4 protein-coding genes and 11 pseudogenes are annotated in these 18,528 nt (G+C 60.2%); 4 read left to right on the top strand and 11 right to left on the bottom strand.

Features of this window, described 5'->3' with window-relative positions; translation table 11 throughout:
- Positions 1 to 26 precede the first annotated feature (26 nt).
- Positions 27 to 1,617 (top strand): annotated as a pseudogene (locus ACZZZP_RS12815) (flavin-containing monooxygenase).
- A pseudogene (locus ACZZZP_RS12820) lies at positions 1,614 to 2,500 on the top strand (SDR family NAD(P)-dependent oxidoreductase). The pseudogenes ACZZZP_RS12815 and ACZZZP_RS12820 overlap by 4 nt, the downstream one beginning before the upstream one ends.
- 198 nt (positions 2,501 to 2,698) lie before the next feature.
- On the opposite strand, the pseudogene ACZZZP_RS12825 reads toward ACZZZP_RS12820, so the two are convergent.
- The 5 genes and pseudogenes from ACZZZP_RS12825 to ACZZZP_RS12845 all read right to left on the bottom strand — a co-directional run bounded on the left by ACZZZP_RS12825 (position 2,699) and on the right by ACZZZP_RS12845 (position 9,442).
- Positions 2,699 to 6,208, bottom strand: a pseudogene (locus ACZZZP_RS12825) (response regulator).
- Positions 6,209 to 6,361: 153 nt separating this feature from the next.
- Positions 6,362 to 7,099 carry an S-methyl-5'-thioinosine phosphorylase gene (locus ACZZZP_RS12830; protein ID WP_463382966.1) on the bottom strand — a complete coding sequence of 246 codons (738 nt, stop codon included), beginning with the start codon at positions 7,097 to 7,099 and terminating at the stop codon, positions 6,362 to 6,364.
- Between the two features lie 29 nt (positions 7,100 to 7,128).
- Complete coding sequence (nagZ, locus tag ACZZZP_RS12835; RefSeq protein WP_463536953.1) at positions 7,129 to 8,124, bottom strand: beta-N-acetylhexosaminidase; 996 nt, start codon at positions 8,122 to 8,124, stop codon at positions 7,129 to 7,131.
- A 71-nt stretch (positions 8,125 to 8,195) separates the two neighbouring features.
- Positions 8,196 to 8,669 (bottom strand): L,D-transpeptidase family protein, encoded by a 474-nt coding sequence (locus tag ACZZZP_RS12840; protein WP_463536562.1) that lies wholly within the window; start codon positions 8,667 to 8,669, stop codon positions 8,196 to 8,198.
- A gap of 55 nt (positions 8,670 to 8,724) precedes the next feature.
- Positions 8,725 to 9,442: pseudogene (locus ACZZZP_RS12845) on the bottom strand (TetR/AcrR family transcriptional regulator).
- Between the two features lie 232 nt (positions 9,443 to 9,674).
- Between ACZZZP_RS12845 and lexA the strand changes: the two are divergent.
- Both lexA and sulA read left to right on the top strand, forming a co-directional pair.
- Positions 9,675 to 10,285: pseudogene (lexA, locus tag ACZZZP_RS12850) on the top strand (transcriptional repressor LexA).
- Positions 10,286 to 10,294: 9 nt separating this feature from the next.
- Entirely contained in the window at positions 10,295 to 10,774 is a 480-nt protein-coding gene (gene sulA, locus ACZZZP_RS12855) for an SOS-induced cell division inhibitor SulA (RefSeq protein WP_463382969.1), read from the top strand.
- 248 nt (positions 10,775 to 11,022) lie between these two features.
- Here the strand turns inward: sulA and ACZZZP_RS12860 are convergent.
- The 6 pseudogenes from ACZZZP_RS12860 to fadB form a co-directional block, all read right to left on the bottom strand.
- Positions 11,023 to 11,258 (bottom strand): annotated as a pseudogene (locus ACZZZP_RS12860) (hypothetical protein).
- A gap of 98 nt (positions 11,259 to 11,356) precedes the next feature.
- Positions 11,357 to 11,877, bottom strand: a pseudogene (locus ACZZZP_RS12865) (DUF6586 family protein).
- A gap of 69 nt (positions 11,878 to 11,946) precedes the next feature.
- Positions 11,947 to 14,558: pseudogene (topA, locus tag ACZZZP_RS12870) on the bottom strand (type I DNA topoisomerase).
- Positions 14,559 to 14,658: 100 nt separating this feature from the next.
- A pseudogene (locus ACZZZP_RS12875) lies at positions 14,659 to 14,914 on the bottom strand (DUF1653 domain-containing protein).
- A 122-nt stretch (positions 14,915 to 15,036) separates the two neighbouring features.
- Positions 15,037 to 16,213 (bottom strand): annotated as a pseudogene (gene fadA / locus ACZZZP_RS12880) (acetyl-CoA C-acyltransferase FadA).
- 30 nt (positions 16,214 to 16,243) lie between these two features.
- Positions 16,244 to 18,392 (bottom strand): annotated as a pseudogene (gene fadB, locus ACZZZP_RS12885) (fatty acid oxidation complex subunit alpha FadB).
- Positions 18,393 to 18,528 lie beyond the last annotated feature (136 nt).

Below are 18,528 nucleotides of genomic sequence, written 5' to 3' on the forward strand. Positions count from 1 at the left end.
ACAACAATCATAACAGGAGCTTGTTCATGGGCGCACAACCTGCCGTTTCACCCGCAAACGCCACCCCTGCCGACGCCACGCCCGGCGCCGTGCGGCATACCAAAATCGCCATCATCGGTACCGGCTTTTCCGGGCTGGGTATGGCCATCCGTTTGAAGCAGCAAGGAGACAACGACTTTCTGATGTTCGAGAAGGAAGCCGGCGTCGGCGGCACCTGGCGCGTCAACAACTACCCCGGTTGTGGCTGCGACGTGCAATCGCACCTGTACTCGTTTTCCTTCGAGCCCAACCCGCAATGGACGCGTATGTTCGCCCGCCAGCCAGAGATCAAAAGCTATCTGGAAGGCTGCTGGGACAAGTACCGGTTGCAGCACAACACCTTGTTGCAAACCGAAGTTGCCGGCATGCGCTGGGACGACCAAGCCGAGCTGTGGCGCATTCACGACACCGCAGGCAACCACTACACCGCGCAGTTCGTGGTGTCCGGCATGGGCGCACTTTCCACGCCGTCGATTCCGCACCTGAACGGCCTCGAACGCTTCACCGGCAAGGTGTTTCACTCCCAGCAGTGGGACCACGAGTACGACCTCACCGGCAAACGCATTGCCGTCGTCGGAACCGGCGCCTCGGCCATCCAATTCGTACCGCGTATTCAGAAACAGGTCGGCTAGCTTGATCTCTACCAGCGCACGGCTCCGTGGATCATGCCCAAACCCGACCGCGCCATCAGCGACAAAGAGCGCGACCGTTTCAAGCGTTTCCCGCTCGCACAAAAAATCTGGCGCGGCGTGATTTACGCCATGTTGGAAAGCCGCGTGATTGGTTTCGCCCTGTTGCCGCGCATCATGAAAGCGGCGCAATGGGTGGGCAAAGCGTTCATAAACAAGCAGATCAAAGATCCGGTGCTGCGCGCCAAAGTCACGCCCAACTACACCATGGGCTGCAAGCGCGTGCTGATCTCCAACGACTACTTCCCAGCCCTCACCCAGCCGAACGTCGACGTCATCACCGACGGCATTCAAGAAATTCGCGCCACTAGCATCGTGACCGCCGACGGCCAGGAGCGGCCGGTCGACGCGATCATCTTCGGCACCGGTTTCACCCCCAGCGACCCCATGCCCCGTGGCGTGATTTTCGGTCGTGAAGGCGTCGACCTGCTCGACACCTGGCCCGAAGGTCCGCAAGCCTACAAAGGCACGCTGACGGCCGGTTTCCCTAACCTGTTTTTCCTCATGGGCCCGAACACCGGCCTTGGCCATAACTCGATGGTGTACATGATCGAGTCCCAGATTAACTACGTGCTGGGCGCCCTGAAGGTGCTGGACAAAGGCAACCTGCAAAGCCTGGAAGTGAAGCGCGACGTCCAAGACCGCTTCAACGCGAAAATTCAGGGCCAACTGGGAAAAACCGTGTGGAACGCCGGTGGCTGCATGAGCTGGTACTTACACCCGGTCAGCGGGCCGGAACTGCACGGTGTGGCCGGGCTTCACCTGGCGCTTCCGCCTGCTGACGCGCAACTTCGACCCGGCGGCCTATCATTTCAATCGCGCCCAGCCGGCGCATCCCGCCCAGGGCTATTTGCCATCCGTGGCGCAAACCAGCGAGGTGGCAGCATGAAGTCCTTCGAAAACAAAGTGGCCGCCATCACTGGCGCAGGTTCTGGTATCGGCCGCGCGCTGGCCTACGCCCTCGCCCGTCAGGGCTGCCATCTGGCCCTGGCCGATGTGAACAGCGAAGCCCTGGCTGAAACCGCTGCCACGGCACGCACCCTGGGCGTTACTGTTACCGACAATCAGGTCAACGTCGCCGACCGCGACGCCGTGCACGCCTGGGCCAACCAGGTGGTGCTTGACCATGGCCGCGTCAACCTGGTGTTCAACAATGCCGGCGTCGCCCAGGGCGGCACCGTGGAAGGCAACGACTACGCCGACTACGAATGGATCATGAACATCAACTTCTGGGGCGTGGTGTACGGCAGCAAAGCCTTCCTGCCGCACCTGAAGGCCTCGGGCGACGGGCATATCATCAACGTGTCGAGCGTATTCGGCTTGTTTTCCCAGCCCGGCATGAGCGCCTACAACGCCACCAAGTTTGCCGTGCGCGGCTTTACCGAATCGTTGCGTCAGGAATTGGATATGGCCGGCGGCGCGGTGTCGGCCAGTGCGTGCACCGGGCGGGATCAAAACCAATATCGCCAAGACCGCACGCATGAACGACAGCCTCAGCAACGTCACCGGCCAGGCCGCCGACCAGGCGCGGCAGCAATTCAACGACCAGCTGCTGCGCACCACCCCGGACAAAGCGGCGCAGGTGATTCTGCGCGGCGTGCTGCGCAACAACCGACGCATCTTGATTGGTGCCGATGGCATGGGCGTTGGATGCTATGCAACGGCTGCTGCCATCGCTGTATCAGCGTTTGGTAGTGGGCTCGATGCGCCTGGCCGCGAAGTTTGCGCCCAAGCCAAAGCGGGAGGTAAGTGAGGCGAAGGCGGCGAAGTAATTGCGCTTTGCGCTGCGCTCAGTGACGGAGGTCGCCACCCCACCTCCCCCCCCCCCCCCCCCGTCATCCCCGCGCAGGCGGGGATCCAGAGTTTCGGACTGAACGGCCATTTACGTCACAGATAAAAACCTACCCTCACCCCAACCCTCTCCCGCTCGCGGGAGAGGGAGCCAAACCCAGTCGGTAGGCAATCGTGCCTCAACCCATATCCGATCTCGGCAACCACACCCGAATCAACGAAAACAATCGCTCCAGATCCAGCGGTTTGGCCAGGTAATCGCTGGCCCCCGCTTTCAGGCACTGCTCCTGATCGTCCTTCATGGCCTTGGCGGTCACGGCAATAATCGGCAGCTTGGCAAAGCGCGAATCCTGGCGAATGCGGCGCGTCGCCTCGTAGCCGTCCATTACCGGCATCATCACGTCCATCAGCACCAAGTCGATGTGCGGATTCTCGTCGAGCTTGTCCAGCGCCTCCTGCCCATTGCCAGCACTGATGACGGTCACGCCCTTCTCGTCCAACGCACTGATCAATGCATAAACGTTGCGCATGTCGTCATCCACCACCATCACCTGGCGATTCTGGAATACCTCATCGCGGTTCACAGCACCCTTGTTGGGCGAGCGGCGTGAACGGCCGTCGGGGCTTTCGACTTTGTGCAGGAACAGCGTCACTTCGTCCAGCAAACGCTCCGGTGAGCGTGCACCTTTGATGATGATCGACCGCGAATGCTTGCGCAGGCTCTCTTCTTCGCCGCGTGTGAGCGGGCGAGACACATACACGATCACCGGCGGGTAGGCGTCAATGTGCTCGTTGGCCATGCGCGTCAGCAGTTCGTTGCCGTGCATGTCCGGCAGTTCCAGGTCGATGACCATGCAATCGAACGGGGTTTGGTGCAGCAGCGCCAGGGCCTGCTCGCCATGGGAAACAGCGGTCACTTCGATGTCGAGGTCATCGACCAGTTGGGCGATGCTGTCGCGCTGCCGGGCGTCGCCCTCGACGATCAGCAGCCTCTGCACCTTCTGGGTCAGGCGCGCCTCAAGCAATGAGAACACCTCAACCAGCGACTCGCGGGTGGTCGGCTTTTGCGCATAGCCGACGGCGCCCAGATGCAGCGCCAGTTCGGTGCGATCGTCGGCGGAAATCACGTGCACGGGAATATGCCGCGTGCGCGGATCTTCTTTCAGGCGTTGCAGCAGCGACAAGCCAGGTTCGTCGGGCAAGCGCATGTCCAGCAAAATGGCGTCCGGTTGGTTAACGGCCAGCAGTTCGTAGGCCTCCGTTGAGCTGTGGGCCACCAGGCAGCGGTAATGTAGCTCGTGCGCAAGGTCGAACAGAATTTGCGCGAACTTCACTTCGTCCTCAATCACCAGCACGCAGCGGCCGGGCATGTCGGGCTTGTGGCGGTCGTCCGGGAAGTGCGCTTGCGGGCGGGCCGGTGGCTCGTTGCGAGCGGCTTCTGCAACCTTGCTTTCGCTGGCTGCGGTCCGCCTCGCAGGCTCGCTGTTAATAAACAGACGCCCCACATCGAGCGCGCGCCCCGCCATCGGCTCGGCATAGTTGAGCGGCAGCCAGAGTGTGAACTGGCTGCCTTTGCCCGCCTCGCTTTGCACTGAAATGTGCCCGCCTAAGACCTCGGCGAGATTGCGCGAAATGGACAGTCCCAACTCGGTGCCACCGAAGTGCCGATTGATGCTGCCATCGGCTTGGCGGAAGGCCTCGAAAATGACGCCTTGCTGTTCAGGGCTGATGCCGATGCCCGTGTCGCTGACCACAAAGGCCACGCCGGCGTCAGCCGGCTCGATGCGACAAACTGACGCTGCCAGACTTGGTGAATTTGAAGGCGTTGGAGAGCAGGTTCTTCACCACCTGCTCTCAACGCGCTGCGCATCGCTGACAAAATGCACGGGCGCATCGCTCGCCACGCGCACGTCGAAGTGCAGGCCTTTCTCTGCTGCTTGCGGCTGGAACAACCGCTCCAGGCCATCGGCCAAGCGCTTCAGCGAGGTTTCTTCAGGGCGAATTTCCAGGTGGCCGGCCTCGACTTTAGACAGGTCGAGAATGTCGTTGATCAGGGCCAACAAGTCTTTGCCCGAGGAGTAAATCAGCTCGGCGTGCTTGGTTTGTTGTTCGTCGAGATTGCCCTTGGCGTTGTCTGCCAACAGCCGCGACAGAATCAGTGAACTGTTCAGCGGCGTGCGCAGTTCATGGGACATGTTGGCCAGGAATTCAGATTTATAGGTGCTGGCACGTTCCAGTTCAGCGGCGCGCTGTTCCAGTTCGGCGCGGGCTTGGGCCAAGGCGTGGTTGCGCTCGTCCAGCTCATCGCGCTGGCGGGTGAGGAACTGCGTTTGCTGGTTGAGCTGATCATTGGTCTGCTCCAACTCGGCTTGCTGCTGTTCCAAATTGACCTGCGATTCCTGAATCAGGCGCGATTGATCTTCCAATTCCTCGTTGGCGCTTTTCAGCTCTTCCTGCTGAACCTGCAATTCTTCATTGAGCTGTTGGGTTTCGTGCAGCGACTCGTGCAAGCGCTGACGATAGCGGGCGACGTCGATAGAGGTGCCAAGGCCATCGGTAATCGACTGCACAAAGGTTTGCTCGCGTTCACTCAGCTCGCGCATAAAGCCCAGTTCGAGCACACCGTTGACGTCACCATTGTTCTGGATCGGCGCGAGCATTACCGCCATCGGCGTGTCCTGCCCCAGCCCGGAGTTGACCTTCAAATATCCCGCGTTGAGCCCCGGTATAACCCGGGCGCGACGCTCAACCGCCACCTGGCCCACCAGGCCGGTGCCGTCGCTGAAGGACTGCGGCGTGGCTTGGTGCTCGGCATCAAAACCGTAGTCCGCCACTCGCTCCAATTTGCCGTGGTCTTGGCGCACATAAAACGCACCGACGACCATGTCCAGGTAATGCCCCAGAAACGTCAGCGCGGTCATGCCGATAGACGCGGTGTTGGGCTGACCGATGATGCGCTCAGCCAGTTGCGACTGGCCTTCACGCTGCCAGGCCTGCTGCTGCAACTGCTCGTTCACGACTTCGCGCTGTTGCAACAGGCTGCTGTAAAACCGCGACAGCCGGACTAACTCGCGGCGGCCGAAGAACGCCAGAATGCCGCTGAATGACAGGTTGAATATCGCGTACAGGCTGATGGTGAGAATCGCCATAAAGCTGGCCCGCTCGTTGCGGTCATGGCGCAGTTGCTGCTCGGTGCCGATGAGGTCGGCGAATTGTTTGCGGATGGAGGTCATCAACGATCCGCCGGCGACTTTCACCGAGGCCGGCGGCGCATTGGTGGCTTGGCGCTGCTTGATCAGGTCGGCGGCCATTACGGCCCAGCGCTCCTGCAAGTCCTGAATGTCGCGCACCCGTTCCAGCTGCGCGGGGTTGTCGGCGACCAATTGCTTGAGGCCATCCATATGACTGCCGATTCGGCTACGCGCTTCTTCATACGGCGCCAACACCTCGGTTTCGCCGGCAATCAGAAAGCCGCGCAGACCCGATTGCTGGTCGATGGTTAGCCGATACCCTTCGTTGGCTTGGGCAATAACCTGGTCGGTGTGCTCCACCCAACTAAGGACATACAACAGGTAGGCGACCAGGGCGATAAACAGCCCCGTACCCAGAACGCCCGAACCAATAGGCAAAGCCAGGTTGCGGGTCAGCATTCGGCGAAAGGCGTGCTCATCAACTGCGGCACTGTTCATCTCGAGTCCTCCGATTGAACCAGTCATAAAGCTAGAGCATGGATGCCGGTTCCCTGACATCCGTTCAAACAACCTGAGGAATACTCCAGAGTCGTTTGGAGATTAGCTGCATTGCAGACGGCTTGCGTCATCCTGCGATCTTGTAGGAGCGCCCTAGCCGGCCAATACCCGCGCCAAGGTGGCGCGCACCTTGTCCATGCCGTTGTCCAGCGCACGCTCGATCTCAGCCATAGTGATGATCGCGTGGCTTTTGCCGGCCGCCGGATTCACCACCAGGGCCAAACAGGCATAGGGCATTTCCAACTCGCGGGCTAGGGCCGCTTCGGGCATACCGGTCATACCGATGATGTCCGCCCCATCGCGCTCCAAACGCGCCACTTCCGCCACAGTTTCCAGACGCGGCCCCTGAGTGCAGGCGTAAACGCCGTGACTGCTGTAGGCCACGCCTTCAGCGGCCAGGGCTTCGATCAGTTGGTCGCGCAGGATGTCGTTGTAGGGGTAGCTGAAATCGATGTGAGTAACGTGCTCCAACTCACCAGCAAAGAAGGTGTGCTCGCGGCCATGGGTGTAGTCGATGATTTGATGCGGCACGCAAAAATGACCGGTGCCCATGGCGGCATGAATGCCGCCGACTGCGTTCACCGCGACGATGACTTCAGCGCCGGCATGTTTAAGCGCCCAGATGTTGGCGCGGTAGTTCACCTGATGCGGCGGGATGCGGTGCGGGTGACCGTGGCGGGCAAGAAACAGCACTTCGCGATCAGCATAATTGCCCCGCAAGATCGGCGCAGACGGCGCGCCGTAGGGCGTCTCGATGTTCAGCACGGCGCTGATGGTCAGGCCTTCCAGTTTGGTCAGGCCGGTACCACCAATAATTGCGAAAACGGTCATGTCGATTTCCTGGGAAAAGAAGGCCTGGCCTAGATGAGCTGGGCCGCTTGCAGTTCACCCACAGCCTGCAACCAGCGCGGGTTCTGTTTGTAATCAGTGCTGGAAACGGCTTGGCCACGCATACGTGCTAAGCCAGTGGGCGGCGTTACGCGCAGGCGCTGTAACGCACTCAATGCCAGCTCAGCGGCGGCGCGGTCGTTGCACACCAAGCCCATGTCGCAACCGGCAGTTAATGCGGCCTCAATTCGGTCGGCAGCATCGCCAACCACGTGCGCACCGGCCATGGACAGGTCGTCGCTGAAAATCACACCGTCAAACTGCAATTCGCCGCGCAGAATCTCCTGCAGCCAGCGACGCGAGAAGCCGGCTGGCTGGTCGTCTACCTGCGGGTAAATGACATGGGCGGGCATCACGGCAGCCAGTTGCTTGCTCAGGCGGGCGAAGGGCTGCAGGTCGTTGGCGCGGATATCGTCCAGGCTGCGCTCGTCCACGGGGATGGCCACGTGGGAGTCAGCTTCGGCCCAACCGTGACCGGGAAAGTGTTTGCCGGTGGCGGCCATACCGGCCGCGTTCATGCCGCGAATAAAGGCACCCGCCAGCAAGCGCAGCGCGCGCGGATCGCCATCGAACGAACGGCTGCCCACCACGGCGCTGCGCTGGTAATCCAAATCCAGCACCGGGGCGAAACTGAGGTCGAGCCCCACGGCCAGCACTTCAGTGGCCATCAGCCAACCGCACTGCTCGGCCAGGCGCTCGGCGTTGGCGTTGTCGGCAACCGCGCGCATGGCCGGCAGGCGTACAAAGCCTTGGCGCAGCCGCTGCACGCGGCCGCCTTCCTGGTCGACCGCCAACAGCAGGTCGGGACGTACAGCGCGAATGGCGGCAGACAGTTCGCGCACCTGGCGCGGGTCTTCAATGTTGCGCGCGAACAAGATCAGGCCGCCCACTTCGGGCTGACGGAGAATCTGGCGGTCTTCAGCAGTCAGCCAGGTGCCGCCGATATCCAGCATCAATGAGCCTTGCAGGCCAACGGTCATAACAAATCCTTAGCTGAGAGCGGCCGTCGCCCACTGCGGGCAGGCGGCTTCGTCAATTTTTACCGGGCAATGGAGAGGCACGCGGGGGGGAACAGTTCCAGCACGTCGGTGTTGCGCAGGCGAATGCAGCCATGGGAAAGCGCAATGCCCATGGGCTCGCTGTCGGGCGTGCCGTGTAAATAGATGTAGCGGCGGAAGGTATCGACCGGACCGAGGCGATTAACGCCGGGCTCGCAGCCGCTGAGCCAGAGAATGCGGGTAAGAATCCAGTCGCGGCCTGGGAACTGCGCGCCGAGTTCGGCGGACCAGATTTCCTGGGTCCAGCGCCGCCCGCAACACCGCGCCCAGAGGCAAACCGTCGCCGATTTTCGCGCGAACCTGGTGCAGGCCGCGGGGCGTGCAGTTCGAACCGTTCTGCTCCCTGCCCCGTTCAATGCCGTAGAAACGGGCAAGCGCAACACCAGGCGCCCTTCGGCAAAACCGTAGAGCAGCTGGTCGGCGATGGAAATGTGCAGCGAGTCGAGGATCGTCATGGGCGGCAAGCTTAGCCGATCACGCCCGCTGCTGGCAGCGGGCGATTTGAGGGTTTTACACCTTGCTGGGCTGAGGTGCCGGCGCGGAGGTTTTGGTCCGTGGGCGCAGCTGGGCGCTGGCCAGGGCATCGTCGGTGACGCCGGTTTCCGAGCGCATGCCAGCGGCGAGGAACGGCACCATCAAGCGCATCACCTGCTCGATGGACGTGCTCACGCCGAAATCGGTCTCGGCAATCGCCCGCAGCGCCTTGATACCCGACATGCTGAACGCCGCCGCGCCGAGCATAAAGTGCACGCGCCAGAACAGCTCAATTGGGGGAATGCGCGGCGCCGCTTCGTGGACCAGCTGCATATAGCGGCGGAACACCTTGCCGTACATGTCTTCCAGATAACGACGCAAATGGCCCTGGCTCTGACTGAACGCCAGGCCCAACAGCCGCATGAAAATCGACAGGTCGTTGCCACTTCGCGGCTTCACCGCCAGGGCCTGTTCCACCAGCATTTCCAGCAACTCTTCGAGGCTGGCCTTGCTTTCGGGTTTGGCTTGGCGGCGATCCAGCTCGCGCTCGAGGCTGGCGCGGAATGGACCCAGGAAACGGGAGAACACCGCTTGAATCAGCGCTTTCTTGGAACCGAAGTGGTAATTCACAGCGGCCAGGTTGACCCCAGCTTTACTGGTGATCAAACGGAGGGATGTCTCGGCGAAGCCTTTTTTCCGCGAAGAGCTGCTCTGCGGCATCCAGGATGCGTTCGACTGTTTCTGACTGAGCCATGGGAATCACCTGACAAACACTTGTTTGAAACATACGTTTCAAGCGGTGAAGTTGTCAAGTCGCAGCAACCGTAATTTGGCTGGCCAGTCACGTTGCGCTGTAACTATCACTTTCGCCTACGAATTTCACTTATTAAAGGGAGAAACTTTCGCCCCGCAACGCATCCAGGCATTGCCAAGCGGCAATCACTGTATATAATCCCAGTCACTGTATAAAAAGACAGAGACCGGACATGCTCAAACTCACGCCACGCCAAGCCGAGATTCTCGCCTTCATCAAGCAATGCCTTGAAGACAACGGTTACCCGCCCACCCGCGCTGAAATCGCGCAACAGCTTGGGTTCAAATCGCCCAATGCTGCGGAAGAACACCTGAAGGCCCTGGCGCGTAAAGGCGCTATCGAGATGACGCCCGGCGCTTCCGTGGCATTCGCATTCCCGGTTTTGAACCGAGCAGCGACGAAGAAACAGGCCTGCCCATCATCGGACGCGTCGCAGCCGGTGCGCCCATTCTGGCGCAGCAGCATGTCGAGGAATCTTGCCGTATCAACCCTGAGTTTTTCCACCCTCGCGCCGACTATCTGTTGCGTGTACGCGGCATGAGTATGAAAGACGTCGGCATCCTCGACGGCGACCTGCTCGCGGTGCACACCACCCAACAGGCCCGCAACGGCCAGATTGTGGTGGCACGCATCGACGATGAGGTGACGGTGAAACGCTTCAAGCGTGAAGGCGATAAGGTCTGGTTGATCGCCGAAAACCCCGAGTTTGCCCCCATCGAGATCGACCTGACCGAACAGGATCTGGTGATCGAAGGATTGAGTGTCGGCGTTATTCGCCGCTGAGGAGGCTGTATGCAGTTCCCACAAGCGCTGGACCGTTCCCAACTGCCATTGTTCGACGCCTTCCTGACGCAATCGTCGGCGCCGTTGTTGACCGATATCGTTGAAACCGGTTGGTTCGAAGAGCCAGAACCAGAGACATTCAGCGAGCTGTCGCTGCGTGGCGCTGCCGGGAACTGCCTGCACTTGCTGGCGCCGATCCTGCGCGAACTGAGCCAGGAGCAAGACGCTCGCTGGCTGACCCTGATCGCCCCGCCCGCCAGCCTGACTCAGGCCTGGCTGCGTGATGCGGGCCTGAACCGCGAGCGCATTCTGTTGCTGCAACCGCGCTCGGGGCAAAGCCCATTGGAGCTGGCCTGTGAGGCGCTGCGACTGGGCCGTAGCCACACGGTGGTGAGCTGGCTGCATCCGCTGCACCGCCCTGCCCGCGACCAGCTCGCCATGGCAGCGCGCACGGGTAAAGCGCAGAGCTTGAACATTAGCTTGGGCTAGTGGCGTCGGCTGGATTAGTGGCGTCGGCTGGAATTGGTTGGATTGCGCTGCACGGGGTAACCCAACCGATGGTTTGAACCTGTGATGTTTTTTTGGGCGCGGCTGGGCGGCATTTCGATTAGCCGCGATGCGTGATCCACAGCATGCTCGGTCAACCCAACCGGCACGCCATGCGCTCGTTCCCGGCCCCATAAAAAAAGGCACCTGATCAGGTGCCTTTTTTTATGGGGCTGGGTTCGGCTCAGCAATCAATGCAGAACGCGCGGGCCTTCGTCTTTTTCAAAGTCGCCTTCTGCCAATCGGCCGGCCATTTGAACGCCGACGTTGAGCATGGCTTTGGCCACTTCAACGTGGTGGCCTTGAAGGAATGCTTTGGCATCCGCCGAGGAAATCCAATACCACCAACGCCTCTTCATCCTCGGCGCGACGCAGGGCAATTCGCCCGTCGGGCAACTCGACAAATTTCTAGAAAGGATGTAGGCATAAACTTAAATCTCCACGTGAGGCCGGCAGTGTATCCAGCCCGTCGGCCCTCTTCCCTAGCCCAGCCATCCATTCACTTGACGCAACGGCCAGAAAAACTCAGCACTCGCTCAAGGTTTCACGAAAGCGCAAAGCCAGGGTTTTCAGGTGCTGACGCCAGCTTTCCAGCTCTGCTCGAGGCAGCAGCGGCTGCTCTTCATCCAGGCTGTAGGCTTCGATCAACGGTAGCGTCGGGTCGACTTTGGCCTTTGCGGGCGCTTTTGGGCGGCAGGAACAGTGCCTGGTAGGCGCTGATCATTTGTGCCAGCCAGGTTTCCGACTGCTGAGCCAATTCCACCAGCTCCGCTAATTCCGGGCTCGGCGTAGCGCTCAACACGGCCGGCGTCAGAATCGCTTCCACACGAGGCACGTTAACCTCGTCGAAGCGGTAGTAGCCGGCTACTTCGCTGGCACAAACCAAGCAGCGCGCCATAGAGATGAAACAGGCACGCCTCGCGCTCGGCCAGAATCAGTGCCGGTGCGTTGACCGCCTGGCCTTCCTCGGCACGACGCCAGGCTTCCAGCGACAAACCGGCGAAGAATAATTTTTGGTTGGTGCGGGTATAGAGTTCATGGGCCATTGCGGCACCCTCCACGGCAGGCAGACTCACCATACGCGCGCCAGCCGAAACTGGCGCGCGTGCTGAGAATTAACGCTTGTCTTCGACTTTCCAGGCATTGCCGTCGTAGAACGCACGCCAGCCCGTCGGCTTGCCTTCCACTTCGGTCTGCACGTACTGCTCTTTGGTCTTGCGACTGTAGCGTATGACCGCAGGACGGCCATCCGGGTCTTTCTTCGGCGCCGACATCAGGAAGTGGTACTTCGGATCGATCTCGTCTTTATGCGGGATCAACTCCAGCACCAACGGCGCGCGGGTTTCGCGGTTTTCAGGGAACTGGCTAGCGGCGAGGAACAAGCCGCTGGCGCCGTCGCGCAGCACGTAGGTGTCGTTCACCTTCTCGCACTTGAGCTCCGGCATTTTCACCGCGTCCATTTTGGGTGGCGCCGGCTCGCCGCTACGCAGCAATTTGCGTGTGTTCTTGCACTCGGGGTTGGTGCAACCGAAGAACTTGCCGAAACGGCCGGTCTTCAGTTGCATCTGACTGCCGCACTTGTCGCACTCCAGGCTCGGCCCTTCGTAGCCTTTGATGCGGTAGCTGCCCTGCTCGATCTCGTAGCCGGCGCAATCCGGGTTGTTGCCACAGATGTGCAGCTTGCGGGTTTCGTCCAGCAGATAAGCATCCATCGCCGTGCTGCAGATCGGGCAGCGGTGTTTGCCCAGCAGTACCAGCGATTCCGACTCGCCTTCATCATCGGCGGCAATTTCGTCGCCGGGAATCAGGTTGATGGTCGACTTGCAGCGCTCTTTCGGCGGCAAGCTGTAGCCCGAGCAGCCGAGGAACACGCCGGTGGACGCGGTACGAATCATCATCGGCCGACCGCATTCGCGGCAGGCGATATCGGTAGGCGTCGGCTGGTTGGCACGCATGCCATTGTCGCTTTCCGAGGCCACTTCGAGTTTCTTCTTGAAGTCGCCGTAGAACTCGTCGAGCACGTTTTTCCACTCGCGCTCGCCCTGGGCGACGTCATCGAGGTTCTCTTCCATGCCGGCGGTGAAGCCGTAGTCCATCAGATTGGAGAAGCTTTCGCTCAGGCGCTCGGTAACGATGTCGCCCATCTTCTCCGAGTAGAAACGACGGTTGTGCAACGCCACATAGCCGCGTTCCTGGATAGTGGAGATGATCGCTGCGTAGGTCGAAGGACGACCAATGCCACGTTTTCCATCTCTTTAACCAGGCTGGCTTCGGAGTAGCGTGCCGGCGGCTTGGTGAAGTGTTGGCTCGGGTCGAGCTGGATCAGTTTCAGCGCTTCGCCTTCACTCATGTCGGGCAGCACATCGTCATCGCCGGGCTTGCTGATTTGCGGCATGGCGCGGGTGTAACCGTCGAACTTGAGAATGCGGCCTTTGGCACGCAGTTCGTATTCGCTGGCTTTGACGCTGACGGTGGTGGACAGGTATTCGGCCGGTGGCATCTGGCAGGCCACGAATTGGCGCCAGATCAGCTCGTACAGGCGCTCGGCATCACGCTCCATGCCCGACAGCTGGGTCGGCTTGAGGTTGACGTCAGAAGGACGAATCGCTTCGTGCGCTTCCTGGGCGCCTTCCTTGCTGCTGCTGTACACGTTCGGCTTGGCCGGCAGGTATTTCTTGCCGAACTCGCCTTCGATGAAATCGCGAACCATGGTCACGGCATCGGCCGAGAGGTTGGTCGAGTCGGTACGCATATAAGTGATGTAGCCAGCCTCGTACAGACGCTGGGCCATCATCATGGTTTTCTTCACGCCGAAGCCCAGGCGGTTGCTCGCGGCCTGCTGCAAGGTGGACGTGATGAACGGTGCCGACGGCTTGCTGCTGGTCGGTTTGTCTTCGCGTTTGACGATGCTGTAGCTGGAGCTTTTCAGCTTGGCCAGCGCGGCATCGGCTTGCTGCTTGTTCAGCGGCTTGAACGCTTCGCCGTTTTCGCGCGCAACTTCAAAGCGCACGTTGGCGCCTTTAGCGGTGCCCAGGTCAGCGTGAATTTCCCAGTATTCTTCAGGGTTGAACGCACGGATTTCGCGCTCACGCTCCACGACCAGTTTCACGGCAACCGACTGCACGCGGCCAGCGGACAGGCCACGGGCGATTTTTGCCCACAGCAGCGGCGAGACCATGTAGCCCACAACGCGGTCGAGGAAGCGGCGTGCTTGCTGGGCGTTGACGCGGTTGATGTCCAACTCGCCCGGTTTGGAGAACGCTTCCTGAATCGCCTTCTTGGTGATCTCGTTGAACACCACGCGCTTGTAGCGGCTGTCGTCGCCGCCGATGGCTTCGCGCAGGTGCCAGGCAATGGCTTCCCCCTCGCGGTCCAAGTCGGTTGCGAGATAGATGGTGTCAGCATCTTTGGCGAGACGGCGCAGCTCTTCGACGACCTTTTCCTTGCCAGGAAGAATTTCGTACTTGGCTTTCCAGCCGTGCTCCGGATCGACGCCCATACGCGCCACCAGTTGGCGCTTGGCCTTGTCCTTGGCGCTCAGCACCGGCGCTTCGGCTGCAGCAGCCTTGCCCCGTTTGACTGGCTCTTTGGCTGCACTGGCCGAACCGCTGGTAGGCAGGTCACGGATATGGCCGATGCTCGACTTCACCACGTACTGGTTGCCCAAATACTTGTTGATGGTCTTGGCCTTGGCCGGGGATTCCACGATGACCAGCGATTTGCCCATGGATCGGAAATTTCCTGAATGCTGAGAACTGAATGGCGGGAGCCGCCCCTTTCGCGGCACCGCTATATATAGTGGCGACTAAGCCGAGGTCAAGGGCGGATCACGTCTGATGCCAGCTCAAGGCCGCCACAAAGCGATCCGGTTCGGCCTCGATCAGAGCAAAGCGCAGCATAGTCGCGCCGTCCACTTCGACGGTGGAGGTAAACATGCCTCAGCGGCCCGCACCAGAGGCCGTACTCGCCGTATAACGCTTGGTACACGACCACCTCCTCTTCGGTCTCGGAGTGCCGCGCGACACCGAACACGCGGTACTCGGGGCCTTTGTAGTGACGATAGAGGCCGGGTTGTACGTGCATCAAAGCTTCCCTCATGTCGGTAAAAAATAAAAGCGTGGTCTGACAAAAATAAAAACCGGGGCACAGGGCCCCGGTTGTTCACCGCCCTCGCATGTGGAGTCCGCTCGTTGCCGAGCGTTCCCTTAGATGCGTTCGAAGACGGTGGTGATGCCTTGGCCGGAGGCCGACGCACATGGTCGACACGCCAAAGGTACCGCCGTTCTGCTTCATCACGTTCAGCAAGGTGCCGGAAATGCGCGCACCAGAGCAGCCGAACGGGTGACCGAGGGCGATGGCGCCGCCGTGCAGGTTAACCTTCTCGTCCATCTTGTCGAGCACTTTCAAGTCTTTCAGCACTGGCAGGGCCTGTGCGGCGAAAGCTTCGTTGAGTTCGAAGAAGTCGATGTCGTTGATGGTCAGACCGGCGCGTTTCAGGGCTTTCTGAGTCGACGGTACTGGACCATAACCCATGATTGCCGGGTCAACGCCCGCCACTGCCATCGAGCGGATCACGGCCATCGGCTGAATGCCGAGGTCTTGAGCGCGCTGAGCCGACATCACGATCATGCACGAAGCACCATCGGTGATTTGCGACGAAGTACCGGCAGTTACGGTGCCGCCTTTCGGGTTGAACGCAGGCTTCAGAGCAGCCAGGCTTTCCACGGTGGTTTCCGGACGAATGGTTTCGTCGTAGTCGAACACCTTCAGGAAGCCGTTCTCGTCGTAGCCTTGCATCGGGATGATTTCATCCTTGAACTTGCCTTCGACGGTGGCCTTGTGGGCCAGACGGTGGGAACGCTCACCGAATGCGTCCTGCGCTTCACGGCTGATGCCGTGCATTTTGCCGAGCATTTCAGCGGTCAAACCCATCATGCCCGAGGCCTTGGCGGCGTACAGGGACAGGTGCGGGTTTGGATCCACGCCGTGCATCATGCCCACGTGGCCCATGTGCTCCACGCCGCCGATGACGAACACGTCACCGTTGCCGGTCGCGATTGCTTGAGCGGCGGTGTGCAGTGCGCTCATCGACGAGCCGCACAGGCGGCTGACGGTTTGGGCAGCACTGGTGTGCGGGATCGGGGTCATCAGCGACGCCATGCGCGCGATGTTCCAACCTTGTTCCAGGGTCTGGTTTACGCAGCCCCAGATCACGTCTTCCACTTCAGCTGGATCCAGCTTCGGGTTGCGTGCCAGCACGCCGGTAATCAGTTGCGCAGACATGGTCTCTGCGCGGGTGTTGCGGTGCATGCCGCCTTTGGAACGACCCATCGGGGTGCGACCGAAGTCGACAATCACCACGTCTCTTGGATTCAGGCTCATAAATTCACTCTCGCTCTATGCGTTACGCGCTTAACCGAAGAAGCTCTGGCCGTTGGCGGCCATCTCACGCAGCTTCGCGGTGGGGTGGTACAGCGCGCCCAGGTCGGCGTATTTGTCAGCCAGGGCGACGAACTCGGCTACACCGATGGAATCGATGTAACGCAGTGCACCACCACGGAAGGGAGGGAAGCCGATGCCGTAGATCAAGCCCATGTCGGCTTCAGCTGCGGTTTCGACAATGCCGTCTTCCAGGCAACGAACGGTTTCCAGGCACAGCGGAATCATCATGAAATTGATGATGTCTTCGTCAGTCACTTCACGCTGTTCGGTGATAACGGGCTTGAGCACTTCGTAGGCAACCGGGTCGGTCACTTTCTTCGGCTTGCCGCGCTTGTCCATCTCGTAGGCGTAGAAACCTTTGCCGTTCTTCTGGCCCAGGCGGTTGGCTTCGTACATCACGTCTACCGCGGTACGACCTTCAACAGCCATGCGGTCTGGGAAGCCTTCAGCCATTACGTCACGGCCGTGGTGGCCGGTGTCGATGCCGACTACGTCGGAGAGGTAAGCCGGGCCCATGGGCCAGCCGAATTTCTCCATGACTTTGTCGATACGCACGAAGTCGACGCCAGCGCTGATCAGCTTGGAGAAGCCGCCGAAGTACGGGAACAGCACGCGGTTGACCAGGAAGCCTGGGCAGTCGTTGACCACGATCGGGCTCTTACCCATTTTCTTGGCGTAGGCAACGGTGGTGGCCACAGCCACTTCGCTGGACTTCTCGCCACGAATGACTTCAACCAGCGGCATCATGTGCACCGGGTTGAAGAAGTGCATGCCGACGAAGTTCTCAGGACGCTTGAGCGCCTTGGCCAGCAGGCTGATGGAGATCGTCGAGGTGTTGGAAGCCAGAATGGCGTCTTCCTTAACCACAGCTTCCACTTCGGCCAGTACGGCTTGCTTGACCTTCGGGTTTTCGACCACAGCTTCAACCACGATGTCGACGTGACCGAAGTCGCCGTAAGACATGGTTGGGCGAATGGCAGTCAGTGCCTCAGCCATTTTGGCTGCGGTCAGACGACCTTTGGCGACGCGGCTGCCCAGCAGTTTGGACGCCTCGGCCAGACCCATCTGGATACCCTCTTCGCGGATATCTTTCATCAGGATCGGCGTGCCTTTGACGGCCGACTGGTACGCAATACCGCCACCCATGATGCCAGCGCCGAGTACGGCGGCCAGTTTCACGTCTTTGGCGACAGCGTCATACGCTTTGGATTTCTTCTTCAATTCCTGATCGTTCAGGAACAGGCCAACCAGGCTCTGCGATGCAGAAGTTTTGGCCAGCTTCACGAAACCGGCGGCTTCTGCTTCCAGGGCTTTGTCACGACCGAAGTTGGCCGCTTTCTGGATGGTTTTGATCGCTTCAACCGGCGCCGGGTAGTTCGGGCCAGCTTGACCGGCTACGAAACCTTTGGCGGTTTCGAAGGCCATCATTTGCTCGATAGCGTTGAGCTTGATTTTTTCCAGCTTCGGCTGACGCTTGGCCTTGTAGTCCAGCTCGCCCGAAATGGCGCGCTTGATCAGGTCCAGAGCGGCTGCTTGCAGTTTTTCGGGAGCGACTACGGCATCGACAGCGCCTGCTTTCAGGGCGTCTTCTGCGCGGTTTTCTTTACCGCCAGCAATCCACTCGATGGCGTTATCGGTACCGATAACACGCGGCAGACGAACGGTGCCGCCGAAACCCGGGTAGATGCCCAGTTTGACTTCTGGCAGGCCGACTTTGGCGCTGCTAGCGATGACGCGGTAATCCGCAGCCAAGCACATTTCAAAACCGCCGCCCAATGCGATGCCATTGATGGCCGCAACGGTCGGAACGCCAAGGTCTTCGAAATCACTGAAGATTTTGTTGGCTTCAAGGTTGCCGGCTACCAGCTCTTCGTCGGACATTTTGAAGTTGTCGACGAACTCGGTGATGTCGGCGCCGACGATGAACACGTCTTTGCCGCTGCTGACAATTACGCCTTTAACAGACGCGTCGGCCTTGATGGCGTCCACGGCCTGGCGCAGTTCGGCCAGTGTGGAGACGGTTGAATTTGTTGACGGACTCACCCTTGAGGTCGAATTGCAATTCGACGATGCCACTCTCAAGAGCCTTAACCGTGATGGCTTTACCTTCGTAAATCATCAACTGATCTCCACGGTATGGAAGCTGAACGTACACGTCGGACGCCAAGCAGCGGACTGGTCCGCAGCAGGACCGTCGAGAATAGTCTCGAACAGCCTGACACACCCGCCGACGCGATATTCGGGCGGCCTATGAA

The organism is Pseudomonas sp. AC211 (genome assembly GCF_979258055.1).

Excerpts from the sequence above, each read along its gene's own strand:
- ACZZZP_RS12830 (WP_463382966.1), bottom strand. The coding sequence starts at position 7,099 with ATGACCGTTTTCGCAATTATTGGTGGTACCGGCCTGACCAAACTGGAA.
- ACZZZP_RS12840 (WP_463536562.1), bottom strand. The coding sequence starts at position 8,669 with ATGACGATCCTCGACTCGCTGCACATTTCCATCGCCGACCAGCTGCTC.
- sulA (WP_463382969.1), top strand. The coding sequence starts at position 10,295 with ATGCAGTTCCCACAAGCGCTGGACCGTTCCCAACTGCCATTGTTCGAC.